Raw genomic sequence first — 15302 nt, forward strand, 5'->3', positions numbered from 1 at the left:
GGCGAACGCTCGTTTGACTCACCCAAATAGTATGAACCCTCACCCAGACACATGCAAGTGTATGTTCGAATGGTAGCCTTAACGGCATGAACTTCAACGCTGCCTACAGCGCCATGCGCGAGCACACCACCCCCATCCCCACTCCGCCATGGGTGCGCTTGGGCTCGTCCATCCTCATCGGTGCGGCCGTGGCACTCTTGGCTAGCCGCGCGCATATCTTTGCCGCACTGGTTGGGGCACTCGTATGCCTTGTGGCGGCCTTCGTTCTCGTCTTTGCCCACCCCTACCGCCGCGCGATGCGCGCTTATGCCGACAAGCGCAATGTCGCTCTGGTTCCCACCGTCGCACAGCTCGTGCCGCTTATGATCCTGTGGCTTATGGTGATGCTCGCGCCCATCGTGGCCCTGCCCGCCTGGGGCGCCGGTCTGGTGTGGCTGGCGGTCTTTGGGCTGAGCTTTTTCGTCTTCCCCCACGTGGATGGCACGCGCCGGCTCGCGTTTGCCTAATCTATACGACACTTTTCGGGGTTATCCACAGCTTTTCCGGCCCTAGTGCCGGGGGTGGGGCGGGTTATCCACAGAATTCGCTGTAGCGGTTGCGCCGGCCGTGCACCGGTGTAGGTGCGCGCCGTAGCGTTGCAGGCATGAACGCACTCGAGACCTACCTCACCGCCTTGGGCCCCGGCATGGACATCATCGCTGGGTGCCAGGGCATGCCTGGGTCCGAGCTTATGGACCGCGGCGCGCCCGATGCCATCGCCGCCGATCTGCTTCTTTTGTGCAAAAGCTACTTCGGCCGCACCAAATTTACGCGCCTGCAGCGCCGCGCTATTGCCGACGCCCGCCGCAACACCCATTCCATCGCCACGCTTACCGCCCTAGAGCGCATAGTTAACCGCGCGCCCAGCAAGAAGCAGGCCTGGCAGCTGCGCGCGGAATGTTGCGCGATGACCGGCTCGATGAGCCATATCCTTAAACACGCCCGACGGCGCCTGCGCGAGATGAAAGACAACACCGTAACCCCAGGCGTGCGCACTTACCGACGCCCCAATGACTACTGGACGCTGGCCATCACCGGAACCTCTAGTTTCATCGCAGATCTCAACGCCGCGCTGGCCGCGACCGGAAAGCAATCGCTCGAGGCGGTGGAAAAGATCTTCTTTGACCAAGCTGCAGCCGCGCGGGCAGAAGTGGTCACTAATGCCATCGTGCCCTTGGACAAATTCATCCGCATCCGCGATGGCCGCGGCGATGATATCGAGCTCGATCTGACCAACGGCGCCACCATCACCGGCACAGATTATTTGCGGCGTGTGCTCAACGACGTCGGCTTTTCTGGCGATAAAGAAACCGGCTACGTCACGCTCGTGCACCCCGAAGAAGGCCCAGTCAACTTGTACCGGACCGCACGTGTGGCCAATGACAAGCAGCGCATTATGGCCGCTGCAGAAAATCCACGCTGTGCCTGGCCGGGCTGCAACCAACCGGCCGACCTCTCCCAAGTCCACCACCTTAAAGCGTGGAGCAACGGCGGGGAGACGAATATGAAAAACCTGGTCATGTGCTGCGCCTACCATAATGGCGTCAACGACGATGACCCCAACGCCCCACCTCGGCGCGGCCGCCTCGAGCGGGTGGGCGGGCGCATTGTGTGGCGACCACCGTTTACCCCGCGCGAGTAAGCGCCGCCGCTAAAACGAGCGAAAAGGCGCTCAGCACTAGACTGAGCGCCTTCTACGCATGCCGTTTTACTCCCACTCGATAGTTCCCGGTGGCTTGGAGGTGCAATCCAAGACCACACGGTTGACGTCCTTTACCTCGTTGGTGATGCGGGTAGAAATCTTCTCCAGCACCTCGTAAGGCAAACGGGTCCAGTCCGCGGTCATGGCGTCCTCCGAGGACACCGGGCGCAGCACAATCGGGTGGCCATAGGTGCGGCCGTCGCCCTGCACGCCAACGGAGCGGACATCGGCCAGCAGTACTACCGGGCACTGCCAAATCTGGTCATCCAGGCCGGCATTGGTCAGCTCGGTGCGGGCAATGAGGTCTGCCTCGCGCAGCGTCTCCAAGCGCTCCTCGGTCACCTCACCGATAATGCGGATACCTAAGCCCGGGCCGGGGAATGGCTGACGGCTAACGATCTCTTCCGGCAGACCCAGCTCACGGCCGACGGCGCGAACCTCGTCCTTAAACAGCAGGCGTAACGGCTCGACCAGTTCGAACTCCACGTCATCCGGCAAACCGCCGACATTGTGGTGAGACTTAATATTCGCCGTGCCATCGCCGCCGCCAGACTCGACAACGTCCGGGTACAGCGTGCCCTGGACGAGGTAGTCGACGGTGGAGCCAGCAGGGGCGTCGTCAAGCACGCCTGCAACCGCCCGCTCAAAGGAACGGATAAACTCCGCGCCGATAGCCTTACGCTTGGCTTCTGGGTCGCTAACGCCTGCCAGCTTATCCAGGAAGGCGGCGCGCTCATCGGCAGTCACCAGCTTCGCGCCGGTGGAGGCGACAAAGTCCTTTTCTACCTGCTCGCGCTCGCCGGCACGCAGCAGGCCATGGTCAACGAAGACACAGGTGAGACGATCACCGATAGCACGCTGCACCAGCGCGGCCGCTACAGCGGAGTCCACACCGCCGGACAGGCCGCAAATAGCGCGGCCTTCCTCGCCCACCTGGGCGCGGACATCGGCAATGAGCTGCTCGGCGATATTATCGGCCGTCCAGTTCTGCTCTAGGCCAGCAACCTCAGTAAGGAAGCGGGTAAGCACCTCCTGACCGTGCGGCGAGTGCTGTACCTCAGGGTGGTACTGCACGCCGGCCATCTTCTTGTCTAGGCACTCCATTGCTGCAACCGGAGCACCGGCCGACGTGGCCGTAACCTCAAAGCCTTCGGGAGCGGCAGATACGGCATCACCGTGAGACATCCACACCTTGTGGGTAGCCTCCAGGCCTTCATGAAGTACACCGCCCTTGACATTTATATCGGTACGGCCGTATTCACGCTCGCCAGTCGACGACACTGTGCCACCAAGCGCATGGTTCATGGCCTGGAAGCCATAGCAGATGCCGAAGACTGGGATTCCGAGCTCAAGCAGCTCCGGCTTCAGAGCCGGGGCGCCGTCAGCATAGACAGAGGACGGACCGCCCGTCAGAATAAGCGCGGCGGGGTCTTTAGCTTTGATTTCCTCCACAGACGCGGAGTGAGGGACAACCTCGGAGTAAATCTTGGCCTCGCGCACGCGGCGGGCAATAAGCTGCGCGTACTGAGCGCCAAAGTCCACAACGAGGACGGGGCGCGGGGTAGTATTTGGCTTAGTCACGTCCCATAGTCTAACCCACTAAACTGATAGCTTATGAAGCGCTTGGCTATTGTGCTCGCCGCGAGCCTGTTGTTGTGCGGTTGTGACGCCACCCCAACTACGGCGGAGGTGGCGTCTACGCTGGATGAACAAGGCCCGCAACAGGTGACACTTCCGGCCGCGGAAGTCTTTGGAAGCGAGTGGGATGAGTGGGTTCCATTGTGCGGCACGCAGCAGGCAGAGCGCGCGGGGCATCCAGAAGTAGCGCAAAATTCGGTGGTTCTACGCGCGAGCGGCGAAGAGAAGGTTGTAGAGCTCAATCCCTCGGGAGTACGCGTGTGCCCAATCCACAACGCAGGGCAATGGCGGCCAACGGCGGGCAAGACCACGTGGAGGCGCGAAGGCGGCTGGCAATTGGTTTCCTAATCACTCTCCTACCTCGCCACCTGGCATCTGTTCAGCGGCGAAGGAAGTAATAGGGCAAAGAAACGCGGCTGCGCCAAGAAGGCCCAGCCGCGTCGGGGGCTCTCGCACGGATTAGTAGCGAACGGCGAGTTCGACCTTCTGGAAGGACTTCAGGTCGGTGTAGCCACACTTGGCCATGGAACGGCGCAGCGCGCCGACCAAGTTGGTGCGGCCGAAAGGCTCGCTGGAGGGGCCATGCAGCACGGTTTCCAGCGACGGGGTGGCCGACTCTTCTGTGGCTTCGGCCGGGGTACCGGTGGTGAGGAAATCGACGTCCAAGTCGGTATCGGCCCCAGAGAACTGAACGAAACCGCGTGGGAAACGCGGGTGGCCGGCCGTGGCAGGCCAGTACCAGCCCTTGCCGCCGGCCTCGCGGGCCTGAGCCAGCAGTGGTCCGAGAGCGACACCGTCAGCGCCGCAGGCAAAGGCCTTGGCAATATTGCCGGAGTTTTCAAACTCGGTATCGGCGATGATGTGTACGTAGCGGCCGCCGGTCTCGTCGAGGTAGTCGCGGCGGGCTGCGGCGGCGTCGGCAATCGCGGTGCCCATGGCCGAGTCGATGCCTACGGTCTCGGCGTTAGTGGTCACGCCTGCGCCAACGATGACGCCGGCCGCACCGGTGCGCATCAGGTGTAGCGCAGTGGTGTAGTCGGTGACTCCGCCGGCGATGACCGGAACGTCAAGGGAGCCAATGAACTCCTTGAGGTTCAGCGGCTCACCGCCGGTAGCCACGTGCTCGGCCGACACCAAGGTGCCCTGGATAAATAGCAATTCGGCACCGGCCGCGATGACCTTTGGGGCCATCTCTCGCGCATTCTGCGGAGAAACGCGCACAGCGACGGTAACTCCGGAGTCGCGGACTTGGGAGATGCGTTCGGTAAGGAGGGCGTCGTCAAGCGGTGCAGCGTGCAACTCTTGGATGATGGAGTTATCACCCGGCTGCGAGTAAATGCGGGCTAAAGCTCCCTCGAGGTCCTTGTGGCGGCCCCACAGGCCCTCGGCATTGATGACGCCGAGGCCACCTTGCTTGCCCATCTCGATGATGAACTCAGGGGTAGCGAGCGCATCGGTGGGGTGGGATACGAAGGGGATGTCGAAGGTATAGGCGTCGATGTGCCAGGTGGTGTCCACGTCCTTGGAGGAACGGGTGCGGCGCTGCGGCACGATGGATAGTTGCTCTAGATCGAAGGTGCGGCGGGCCTCGCGGCCGATGCCGATTTCGGCGTATTCACGCATGATATTCCTAGCGGTAGTTTGGTGCTTCTGCGATTTGCTGCAGGTGGTGCGGGTGGGATTCCTTCAGGCCCGCGGCGGTGATTTGGACGAAGCGCTTGGTCTTTAGCTCGGCCAGGGTGGCGGATCCGGTATAGCCCATGGAGGCGCGCAGACCGCCAATAATCTGGTGCACGATGGCATCGATATCGCCGCGGAAGGGCACGCGACCCTCGACGCCTTCCGGAACCAGCTTGTCTTCGCTGCGGACATCGGCCTGGAAGTAGCGGTCCTTGGAATAGGAGCGCTTCTCACCAGAGAGGCCACGGCCCTGCATGGCGCCCATGGAGCCCATGCCGCGGTAGCGCTTGTACTGCTTGCCCTGGTAAACCACGATGTCACCGGGGGCTTCGGTGGTGCCGGCAAACATGGAGCCCAGCATGACGGTATCGGCGCCGGCCGCCAGGGCCTTGGCGACGTCGCCGGAGTACTGCATGCCACCATCGCCGATAACCGGCACACCGGCCGGGCCAGCTACTGCGGCGGCCTCCATCAGGGCCGTAATCTGCGGCGCGCCCACGCCGGCGACGACGCGGGTGGTGCAAATGGAGCCCGGGCCAATACCAACCTTGATGGCGTCGGCGCCGGCATCGATCATCGCCTGGGCGGCCTCGCGGGTGGCGAGGTTACCGCCGATGACATCAACCTTGGAACCGAAATCCTTCTGCACGCGGGAGACCATCTCCAGCACGCGGTTGTTGTGTGCGTGGGCGGAGTCGACGACGAGGGCGTCCACGCCGGCGTCGACAAGCGCGGCGGCGCGCTGGTAGGACTCTTCGCCGGTACCGATGCCGGCCGCAACCAACAGTCGGCCGGCCGAGTCCTTGGACGCGTTAGGGTACTGCTCGGTCTTGACAAAGTCCTTGACGGTAATCAGACCGGTGAGCTTATTATCCGCATCGACGATGGGCAGCTTTTCCACCTTATTGGCCGAGAGCAGTTCGAGGGCTTCCTTCTTAGATACGCCCTCGCGCGCAACGACGAGAGGCATGGCCGTCATGACCTCGCTGACCTTGCGGTCAAAGTCAGGTTCGAAGCGCATATCGCGGTTGGTGCAAATGCCCACCAGGGTGCCGTCCTCGTCTACCACCGGCAGGCCGGAGATGCGGAAGCGGGCGCACAACGCATCTACTTCCCCGATGGTCATATCCGGGCGGGCAGTGATGGGGTCGGTGACCATGCCGGACTCGGAGCGCTTCACAATCTCTACCTGCTCGGCCTGGTCCTCGGTGGACAGGTTGCGGTGCAGCACACCGATACCACCCTGGCGGGCCATGGCAATGGCCATGCGGGCCTCGGTCACGGTATCCATGGCGGCCGAGGCAAGCGGAACGCCGAGGCGGATATTGCGGGTAAATTGCGCGCCAGTATCGACCTCGGAGGGCACGATATTGGATTCGGCGGGCAAAAGGAGCACATCATCAAAGGTCAGGCCGCGCAGGGCTACCTTGTTCGGGTCATCTCCACCAGTATGAATACGGTTCTCGCTCATCGAGGTCTCTCCTTAACAGGTTTAGCGGCTAACCTAACTGTAGTGCGTTGCCGGCCGAAGACACCATTTGGGCAGGGGGTAAATTGCCTCGGGAGGGTAAGTTCAATAGGCTCGCAGGCGTGAACTTCTTCGCCAATATGCCCCGCGATCCTTTCGCCGATGATCCGAATGACCCCGCCTCCTTCTTGGAGGAAGACGAGCAGGTCATGCCGCTTACCGACGACGACCGGATCGCCATCATTCACGACCTCGCGCTGGTGCAGAAATTTGCGTCCATCCTCGGCCCGCGCGGCATCGATGGCATCTTCTTCTTGTGCGAGGATTGCCAGGAAAACCACTTTTATGAGTGGGACATTATGGCCGCCAATATGCGCGCCACCCTTGAAGGCGAGCTAGCACCGGTGCATGAGCCAAGCGCCGAGCCAGATCCCTCCCGCTACGTGCCTTGGGACTACGCCTTGGGTTACTTGGATGGCCTAGAGGGCCGCTAGCTTCTACTGCTGCTGGCCCAACTCGATGGTGGTCGTCGGCCCATCCTCAACGTTGGGGTTGGGCTGCGGGTTTGGCTGCCCTTGTTCCGTGACCACCACGGTTTCGGTAGCGTATTGAGTTTCGGTCACGGTGACCTGCTCCGGCTGCTGTTCCGGTTGCGAAGCCTCTTCCGCCACGGTTTCGGTGGCGGTCTCCGTCACCGTGTGCGGGGTAGGCTTCGGGTGCGCAGAGCGCTTTTGTTCCGCCTCGCGGTTGGCAGCGATGGCCTTTTCTTCTTTGCCTTCGGCCTCGTCCAGCTTGGCGCGGGCGTCCTTCATCAGTTCCCGAGCGCCTTCAATATCGCCTTCGGCCGCGCGAGATTCCATCTCTTCCAGCGTCCCGGCCAGCTCTACGTTGCGAGTCCTATCGCCCTTATCAAAGGTTCCAGCGTGCAACATCGCACCACCGGCTCCAGCGATAACTAGGGTTGCGGCGGCAGCGCCGATGAGTCCATGTACGAATGGGCCGCCGCGGCGGCGCTTGCGGGCCTGGCCTAAGTCGATGACCTCAGGCTCAGCGTCGGCGCCTTCTACCAGCGGAGCTGGAGGCATCTGCTTATCGACGTCCCCCTTTAACTCCAGCAGCAGCTCCGCCAGGTCATCCTGGCCATCGGAAGGGTTAGTTCCCTTCGAAAGCTCGGTGAGGAATGCATCATCATCGACCAAGGGCTGGAGCTGTTCCGCTAGGTCGTCGTTATCGCCGTGGTGCTTCGGTGCCATGATGGTGTCTCTCCCCCTTCCTTTCTATTATGAAATATCTGCTGTAAGAGTCGGCCGCTAGGCCCTTAGCGCGCAGTTTCCTGGGCGGCTTGGAGGGTCTTTCGCAATTGAGCGAGTGCTCGGTGTTGTGCGACACGAACCGCGCCTGGGGTAGAACCCACAATTTCCGCGGTCTCTTCTGCCGACAAACCGTTAAACACGCGCAGAATAACGATGTTTTTCGCCTTGTCACTTAACGTATCGAGCAAGGCGCGCGTTCTGTTACTACTGTCGGCCTCCAATGCCCACTCTTCAGGGGTGGCGTCACGCGCGGAGTCTTCTGGAATTTCTTCGGTAGGGGTGGACTTATCGCGCCCCATGGCGCGGTGGGCATCGGTGACCTTGTTGAACGCAATGCCATAGACGTAGGCCATAAACGGGCGGCCTTTGTCCTCGTAGGAGCCAATAGAGGTAGCCACTGCAAGACAGATCTCTTGGGCTACATCCTCCGCGGTGGGTTGACGGCCGCCACCGATGCGGGCGCGGCAGTAGCGCAGCACCTGCGGGTGAATGATCCGCAGGACTTTTTGCAGCGCTCGACGGCTGCCGTCGACGGCATGCGGGACGAGATCCGCTAGCTCCTGTTCTTTATCACTCACGTATGCACCCTCTGAGATGTTTTCGACCGGTAACTAACCATATTGGCACACAGGAAGTTTATGCAAAGGCAACGCGCAGCCCCTTTACCTATGCAAGCCGAGAGACAGAAAATTCACAAACCGTTAACCTTCGACGTTTGCGCTGGTAAACCGTGGTGTAGGAGGAGGAATGGCGAGGACAATACTTAAAAGTCAAAAATCGGTAACCCACCGTTTACCCACGCGCGAAACACTACGTGAGGTTGCTTTCCGCAACACTGCGGAAGCCACACAAGAATTCTCGCCCTTACAAAGGAGCTTAGTAACGTGTCTCAGCCTCATTTGCTTCCCGGTCCCACCGCTGACTTGTGGGATTGGCAGCTACAAGGCGCCTGCCGCGGAGAAAACTCAGATGTGTTTTATCACCCAGATGGCGAGCGCGGCCGCGCCCGCGCCCAGCGCGAGAATCGCGCCAAAGCCATCTGCAATTCTTGCCCGGTCATTGATTTGTGCCGCGAGCATGCCTTGCAATCCGCCGAGCCCTATGGTGTATGGGGCGGAATGAGCGAATCCGAACGCGTCGTAGAGCTTCGCCAGCGCCGCCGCGCCACTGCCCCTGTCAACGCTTAGGACGGGAAACTAGGGGGAGACGAGGGCGTCGGCAAGAAAGCGCCCCGTCACCGAATAACGCTGCTGTGCCAAGTCAGCTGGTGAGCTGCCATAGACCAGCTGGCCACCGGCTGAACCGGGGCCAGGGCCCAAGTCGATGGCGTGATCCGCATGCGCGAGTACGGCCAAGGTGTGATCGATGCAGATGACGGTGTGACCGGAGTCCACCCGCTCATCACGCCCTGCTCCACGTAGACCACACCCGCACCGCTGCGCTTGGGGCAGGCGCCCCCGGAATGCGCGGAAAAGAGTGCGGGTTTGACGCCATTGGCCTTGGCGAAGGCCTTGCGAATGGGGCCGGTATCAGCGGTGACCTTGATGTATTCCACGGCCCTAGCTAGGTACAACAAAACCCGCCACGCGGGAAGCGGGGCGGGTGATGTTGGTAGCCGTTTAGTGCTGGTGGCCGTGACCGGCGTCAGCAGGCTGTTGTTCCTGTGGCTTTTCCACCACGGAGGCCTCGGTGGTAAGAACCATGCGGGCCACGGAGGTGGCGTTGACCACGGCGGAGTGGGTGACCTTCACCGGATCGATAATGCCGTTATCGATGAGGTTGCCGTACTCGAGGGTATTGGCGTTGAAGCCTTCACCGTTGGACATCTCGGCAACGCGGGAGACGACGACAGCACCGTCGAGGCCAGCGTTTTCAGCGATCCAGTAGGCCGGGCGAGTCAAGGCACGGGCGACGGCGAGGACGCCGACCTTCGCCTCACCCTCGAAGCCCTCGGCGAAGGACTCGAGTTCCTTGGAAATCTGGACCAGCACGGAGCCGCCGCCGGCGATGACGCCCTCTTCGACGGCCGCGCGGGCCGCGTTGATGGCGTCTTCGACGCGCAGCTTACGCTCGTTGACCTCGGTCTCGGTAGCCGCACCAACGCGGATGACGGCCACGCCGCCGGAGAGCTTAGCCAGACGCTCCTCGAGCTTTTCCTTATCCCAGGTGGAATCGGTGCGCTCGATGTCGCGGCGAATGTGCTCGCGGCGCTCCTCTACTGCTTCAGCGGTGCCGCCGCCATCGACGATGACCGTGTCATCCTTGGTGATGGTCACGCGGCGGGCAGAACCGAGCACGTCGAGGCCAGCCTCGTTGAGGTTGACGCCGACCTCTGGGTCGATGACGGTGGCGCCGGTAACGACGGCCAGGTCATCCATGAATCCCTTGCGGCGCTCGCCAAAGTACGGGGCCTTAACGGCCGCGACCTTGAGCACCTTGCGGATGGAGTTGACGACGAGCGCCTGCAGCGGCTCGCCCTCGACGTCCTCCGCGACGATGAGGGTCGGGCGATTGGTCTCGGCGATCTTCTCCAGCAGCGGCAGGAAGTCCGGCAGGGAGGAGATCTTGTTGCGGACGAGCAATACTGCGGCGTCGTCCAGCACGGCGTGGTAGGTCTCTTCCTCCGTAGCGAAGTACGGGGAAAGGTAGCCCTTATCAAAGGAAATGCCCTCGGTGACGTCGACGGCGGAGTCGATGGTCTGGGATTCCTCGACGGTGACCACACCGTCCTTGCCCACCTTGTCCATGGCGCCGGCAACCATCTCGCCAACCTCCGGGTCACGGGAGGAGACGGTGGCTACCTGGGCGATTTCAGAGGAGGAGTTGACCGCGGTGGCGCGGGCCTTGAGCTCCTCGACGGCCTTTTCGGCCGCCGCTGCGATGCCGCGGTTGAGCTCGACTGGGTTGGCTCCGGCCGCGACGTTGCGCAGGCCCTCGAAGATGAGCGCCTGGGCCAGCAAGGTAGCGGTGGTGGTGCCGTCACCTGCGGTGTCATTGGTCTTGACAGCAACGGACTTGACCAGCTGCGCGCCGAGGTTTTCGAAGGGCTCCTCGATGTCGATATCGCGGGCGATGGTCACGCCGTCATTGGTGACGGTGGGGCCACCGAAGGCTTTGGACAGCACGACGTTGCGGCCGCGCGGGCCGAGGGTGACCTTGACGGCATCAGCCAGCGTATCGACGCCGCGCTGGATTCCCTCGCGGGCTTCTTGGTCGAATGCAATGAGCTTTGCCATAAGTGGGCCTACTTCTCGATGACGGCGAGCAGGTCACGGGAGGACAGCAGCAGGTACTCCTCACCGTTGTACTTCAGCTCGGTGCCGCCGTACTTGGAAAAGACCACGGTATCGCCCTCGTTGACACCTACCGGGGTGACCTCACCCTTGTCGTTGGTGCGGCCTGGGCCTACGGCAACGACGGTAGCTTCCTGCGGCTTTTCCTTGGCGGAATCCGGAATAACCAGGCCGGAAGCGGTGGTGGTTTCAGCTTCTACGATCTGTACGAGGACGCGGTCCTCGAGAGGCTTAATGTTTGCCATGATGTTTCCTCCGTAGTGTTCGTATGCGCGCCGGTATGGCGCGCGCGTGCCGGTTGTGGATGTCCAGCACAGCCGTCGTCGCGGGTGAACAACTGTGGGTCAAACAACCTGATTAGCACTCTACCCTCGTGACTGCTAACCCTCAACAATGACCCGGCCCACATTCCTACGCCCTCAGCGATCCCTTCAGCGCTCTCGTTGCCCGGCGCGTACAAAGCCGGCCAGCGCCAGCTTGACGACGCCCAGGGCGATAAACATGGCACCAAAAATCACGGCGAAGGCCGACCACCACAGCTCCTCCACCAGCGTTCGGCCGAAGGAAGCCTGTGGGGTGAGCAGGTGGTGGAGTGGGAGGAGCGTCGCCAAGCACAGCGCCCAGACCACGCCGGCCGCAGTCAGGGTGAGGCACGCCGCCTCCCCCACTTGCACGCGGGCCCAAGCCGAAGGGGTGGCGCCGGCCAGGGTGAGGCCGCGGATATCGGAGGCGATGCGCCCGCGCATGAGCAGCGAGGTAAGCACAGCGCCCACGATGCTGGGTGCAAAGACCGGCCCTAAAAGGGCGACGAAGACCTGCCACGAGGACAAGGTGCCGCCGGCGCCTGCGTCGTTTGCAAAGCGCAGGCCCGAGCCGACGGCGACAATAAAGCCGCCGATGAGCACCCACGGCACGATGTGCGGGGTGGAAAAGTTGCGGCGCACGCGCACGTTGGCCCCAGCGATGCCGGCCGCGCGGGCCCATTGATCCAGGGCAGGCATAAGCCAGGGCAAAAAGAGCGCGACGAGTATGACAAGGCCCATCTCGGCCGAAAGGAGGTCGCCCGAGTCATCTATCTGTAGGCACCCGTATGCCGTGCCGCCGATAGCTGCGGCCGCAAGCAGGAATTTCACCAGAAGCCAGGCCGGGTGCGCGGCGCCGCGCGGCCGGAATACGCGGCGCAGTGGAGGGAGCGCGCCAACCAGGGCCGCGGACGTGCAGACGGCTACCGCAATGACAACGACCTGGCCGGTGATGGCAATGTCCGGCATGGGGATGCCATCGCTGCGCAGGGCGCGCACGGACGGGGCAAGCAGCGGGCGGGCAGGCAGCACACCGAGCAGCCCGGCGGCCGCGCTGACCACGGCGACGTGGCCCAGGATGAAAGCGAGGATCATCCACCCGGGCATGCCCACCATGCGCCAGGACCGGTAGACCGGCTCGCGCTCGGCAATGATAAGGCGCATCTGCGATAGCGTCACCAGCACCACCACGCACAGGGCCATGCCCAGCACCGTGCCACCCAGCGGGCCGGCGGGGTCTCCTTCGGTTCCGGAGGAAGTCACCAGCATGGCTAGCGCCAGGGTGCACGAGGTGGAAGACACCACCAGTGTCAGCGCCACGGCCAACCACGATAACCAATTGGATTGTAAGTCCTTAAGCCACACCAGCATGGGCCACCTCCTCTAAGGAAATGATCCGGTCGGCCGCTTCGGCGGCGAGGTGCGAGTGAGTCACCATGACCACGCTGGCGCCATCGCGGGCGGCGGCGCGCAGGTGGGAAAGGACGGTGGATGCGGTGGCGTCGTCAAGCGCGCCCGTAGGCTCGTCAGCGAATATATAGGGCGCCTGGGCCAGCAGTGCCCGGGCGACGGCCACGCGTTGCTGCTGCCCGCCGGAAAGCTGCCCGGGCAGGCGGCGCTCCAATCCAGCAAGGCCAAGCGAATCAAAGACCTCCGCCACCTTGCCGCGTGTAGGGCGCCGGCCGGAAAAGCGCGCGGTCAAGGTGGCATTGCGCATGGCGTTGAGGGATTCCAGGAGGTTATAGTCTTGGAATACAAATGCCCGCTGCGTGCGCCCCGGCGCATTGACTCGGCCGGAAGTGGGCTTATCTAGCCCGGATAGCAGGTTCAGCAGCGTGGTTTTACCGCTGCCGGAAGGCCCCATGATGGCGACGAATTCGCTTGGGGCGATGGACACAGTGACGCGATTGAGCACAGTGTGGCGGCCGTAGCGCTTGCTGAGGTTGTCTGCTTTTAACATGCCTTTGATTCCACTCGGCCGCACAAAAGAAATACATGGAGCTGGCCGCCCGGAAAATGGTAGAGCTAGCTCTACTGCCCCACCCTGGCTAAGGCGGCTAGGCTCAAGGGTTATGCGAACCCTCAAAGCCTGCGCGTGGAGCCTGGTCCTCGGCGCGCTATTTATCCCGGCGTTGGTGGTTTCGGTGCTGATGCTGCCGTGGGTTCCGCTGGTGGGACGCGCCGCGGAATTTGTCGGCCGGCTGGGTGCGCAGTGGATGGGCGTGGAGATCCCACCCCGGCGTGCGGGCCGCTGGTTTGATTGGCAGCAGTTTTATCACCTTATTGTGCAGCTATTGATTTCGGCTGCCTGCTTTGCCACGTGGACAGCCTTGGGCTTTACAGCGGGCGTGCTGGTCATCGCACCGTTCGTGCCAAAGACCGAATTCTCCTTTGGCGAGTGGTCTACCACCAACCGGCCGCTCATTTTCTCTACCTGCTGGCTGACCGCGGCGTTGCTGGTGGCTTTATTGGTGGGGCTCAACCGCCTGCTGGTCTTGGCATCGACCTCGCTGACTCGGCTGGCATTGAGCCCCTCGGCCGAGGAGTTGGCGGCCTCGCGCGCCACGCTTATCGATGCCTTCTCCGGCGAGCGCCGCCGCATCGAGCGCGAGCTGCACGATGGCCCACAGCAGTACCTCACCGCGCTCAAGCTCAATTTGGCCGCGGCGAAATTGCAGGCCCCTCCCGAGGCGCAACCTGCCTTGGCCGATGCGGAACATAATGCCTCATTGGCCTTGGCCTCCCTGCGGGCGACGGTGCGTGGCATTGCCCCACAGGTGCTTTTCGACGCCGGATTAATCCCCGCCCTCGACGAACTCCTCGCCCACTCCGGACTGGAGACCGAACTACACGTCGAAGGTGCCGAGCGCTCGGTGGATGAGACCACTGCCCTGCTGGCTTACCACGCGGTGGCCGAGGCGCTCACCAATGCGTCCAAGCACGGCGCAGCCACCGAGGCAACGGTAATAGTTACTTTCGGGGACACGCTGCACCTAGACATCGTTGATAATGGAACCGGACCTAACCCCAGCCCCGGCTCCGGCCCCGGAGCTGACCTCGGCCCCACGGCCAAGGAGCCAGCTGAGACAGGCACTGGTCTCGCCGGTCTGCGCGAGCGCGCCGCCGCCCTGGGCGGCACGGTAAACTTTGACGCGGCTCATGACGCGGCTGCGGGTGAACGCGGTGGCCGGCTGCAGGTCGAATTGCCGCTGAAGGAGGCGGAATGAAACTACTACTGGCAGAAGATTCCGCGCTGCTGCGCGCGGGACTCGAGCAGCTACTCGGCGCTCTGGGGCATAGCGTTACGGTGGCCACGAATGCCGGAGAACTGCGCGCTATTGCCGGGCAGGAAGATTTTGACCTGATTATCACCGATGTACGCATGCCACCGACCATGACCGACGATGGCCTGCGCGCCGTGCACGACCTGCGAGCGGCCAATCCCACCCAGCCGGTGGTGGTGCTCAGCCAATACGTAGCGGCAAGCTACCTCGACCGACTCTTGGAGCACGGCGGATTCGGATACCTGCTTAAAGAGCGTGTTTCTGCTGTGGAAGAATTCGTGCGCACGCTAGACGAGGTCGCGCGCGGGGGCACCGTGGTAGATCCCGAGGTGGTCACTGCACTGCTGTCAGCGCGGCGTACTGGTTTAGCCCAGCTCACCGCCCGCGAGCGGGAGGTACTGGGGCTTATGGCCCAAGGATTGAGCAATAAAGAAATTAAAGACACGCTCGTTCTTACCGCCGGAGCGGTAAGCAAGCATGTCTCCAATGTGTTTATAAAGCTCGGATTTCGGCCCGAGGACTCCAACCGGCGGGTCAAGGCCGTATTGACGTGGCTGCGCCATACCGAGCGCTAGCCAGCGGG

The 15302-nt window shown here is 62.6% G+C and carries 16 protein-coding genes and 1 pseudogene; 7 read left to right on the plus strand and 10 right to left on the minus strand.

Annotated elements, in window-relative coordinates; translation table 11 throughout:
• Positions 1-86: 86 nt before the first annotated feature.
• Together RAE04_RS02960 and RAE04_RS02965 are read left to right on the plus strand one after the other, a co-directional pair.
• Positions 87-506, plus strand: coding sequence for a membrane protein (locus RAE04_RS02960; RefSeq protein ID WP_049378919.1), 420 nt, complete (start codon positions 87-89; stop codon positions 504-506).
• Between the two features lie 137 nt (positions 507-643).
• A complete protein-coding gene (locus tag RAE04_RS02965) occupies positions 644-1681 on the plus strand; it encodes an HNH endonuclease signature motif containing protein (protein WP_317026383.1) in 1038 nt (345 codons plus the stop codon).
• A 66-nt stretch (positions 1682-1747) separates the two neighbouring features.
• Here the strand turns inward: RAE04_RS02965 and guaA are convergent, their stop codons facing one another.
• Positions 1748-3322 carry a glutamine-hydrolyzing GMP synthase gene (gene guaA, locus RAE04_RS02970; protein WP_198492554.1) on the minus strand — a complete coding sequence of 525 codons (1575 nt, stop codon included), beginning with the start codon at positions 3320-3322 and terminating at the stop codon, positions 1748-1750.
• Between the two features lie 33 nt (positions 3323-3355).
• Here guaA and RAE04_RS02975 point away from each other — a divergent pair, with 33 nt between their 5' ends.
• Positions 3356-3727 (plus strand): hypothetical protein, encoded by a 372-nt coding sequence (locus RAE04_RS02975; RefSeq protein ID WP_198492553.1) that lies wholly within the window; start codon positions 3356-3358, stop codon positions 3725-3727.
• A gap of 111 nt (positions 3728-3838) precedes the next feature.
• Here the strand turns inward: RAE04_RS02975 and RAE04_RS02980 are convergent, their stop codons facing one another.
• Together RAE04_RS02980 and guaB are read right to left on the minus strand one after the other, a co-directional pair.
• Positions 3839-5002: a GuaB3 family IMP dehydrogenase-related protein gene (locus RAE04_RS02980; protein ID WP_317026384.1), complete on the minus strand. Its 1164-nt coding sequence runs from the start codon at positions 5000-5002 to the stop codon at positions 3839-3841.
• Between the two features lie 7 nt (positions 5003-5009).
• Positions 5010-6530 (minus strand): IMP dehydrogenase, encoded by a 1521-nt coding sequence (gene guaB / locus RAE04_RS02985; protein ID WP_049378915.1) that lies wholly within the window; start codon positions 6528-6530, stop codon positions 5010-5012.
• Between the two features lie 119 nt (positions 6531-6649).
• Between guaB and RAE04_RS02990 the strand changes: the two genes are divergently transcribed.
• Complete coding sequence (locus RAE04_RS02990) at positions 6650-7021, plus strand: DUF5319 domain-containing protein (protein ID WP_269946397.1); 372 nt, start codon at positions 6650-6652, stop codon at positions 7019-7021.
• Between the two features lie 3 nt (positions 7022-7024).
• Here RAE04_RS02990 and RAE04_RS02995 read toward each other — a convergent pair whose 3' ends face one another.
• A complete protein-coding gene (locus tag RAE04_RS02995) occupies positions 7025-7780 on the minus strand; it encodes a hypothetical protein (RefSeq protein ID WP_317026385.1) in 756 nt (251 codons plus the stop codon).
• 65 nt (positions 7781-7845) lie between these two features.
• On the minus strand, positions 7846-8418 hold the full coding sequence (locus tag RAE04_RS03000) for a sigma-70 family RNA polymerase sigma factor (protein WP_317026386.1): 573 nt from the start codon (positions 8416-8418) through the stop codon (positions 7846-7848).
• Between the two features lie 306 nt (positions 8419-8724).
• On the opposite strand from RAE04_RS03000, the gene RAE04_RS03005 reads away from it, so the two are divergent.
• The gene (locus RAE04_RS03005) at positions 8725-9027 is read left to right on the plus strand and encodes a WhiB family transcriptional regulator (protein WP_198492550.1); all 303 of its coding nucleotides are present in this window, start codon (positions 8725-8727) and stop codon (positions 9025-9027) included.
• A gap of 9 nt (positions 9028-9036) precedes the next feature.
• Here the strand turns inward: RAE04_RS03005 and RAE04_RS03010 are convergent.
• The 5 genes and pseudogenes from RAE04_RS03010 to RAE04_RS03030 form a co-directional block, all read right to left on the minus strand.
• Positions 9037-9362: pseudogene (locus tag RAE04_RS03010) on the minus strand (hypothetical protein); the annotation flags it as partial.
• Between the two features lie 97 nt (positions 9363-9459).
• Positions 9460-11076 (minus strand): chaperonin GroEL, encoded by a 1617-nt coding sequence (groL, locus tag RAE04_RS03015; protein ID WP_317026387.1) that lies wholly within the window; start codon positions 11074-11076, stop codon positions 9460-9462.
• Positions 11077-11084: 8 nt separating this feature from the next.
• Positions 11085-11378, minus strand: coding sequence for a co-chaperone GroES (gene groES, locus RAE04_RS03020; RefSeq protein ID WP_005322702.1), 294 nt, complete (start codon positions 11376-11378; stop codon positions 11085-11087).
• Positions 11379-11564: 186 nt separating this feature from the next.
• Positions 11565-12806, minus strand: coding sequence for an FtsX-like permease family protein (locus RAE04_RS03025; protein ID WP_317026388.1), 1242 nt, complete (start codon positions 12804-12806; stop codon positions 11565-11567).
• Entirely contained in the window at positions 12790-13395 is a 606-nt protein-coding gene (locus tag RAE04_RS03030; RefSeq protein ID WP_317026389.1) for an ABC transporter ATP-binding protein, read from the minus strand. The genes RAE04_RS03025 and RAE04_RS03030 overlap by 17 nt, the downstream gene beginning before the upstream one ends.
• Positions 13396-13507: 112 nt before the next feature.
• Between RAE04_RS03030 and RAE04_RS03035 the strand changes: the two genes are divergently transcribed.
• Complete coding sequence (locus RAE04_RS03035) at positions 13508-14662, plus strand: sensor histidine kinase (RefSeq protein WP_317026390.1); 1155 nt, start codon at positions 13508-13510, stop codon at positions 14660-14662.
• Positions 14659-15294 (plus strand): response regulator transcription factor, encoded by a 636-nt coding sequence (locus RAE04_RS03040; protein ID WP_317026391.1) that lies wholly within the window; start codon positions 14659-14661, stop codon positions 15292-15294. The genes RAE04_RS03035 and RAE04_RS03040 overlap by 4 nt, the downstream gene beginning before the upstream one ends.
• Positions 15295-15302 lie beyond the last annotated feature (8 nt).

This window comes from Corynebacterium sp. CTNIH16 (assembly GCF_032821655.1).
GTDB classification, from domain to species: domain Bacteria; phylum Actinomycetota; class Actinomycetes; order Mycobacteriales; family Mycobacteriaceae; genus Corynebacterium; species Corynebacterium marquesiae.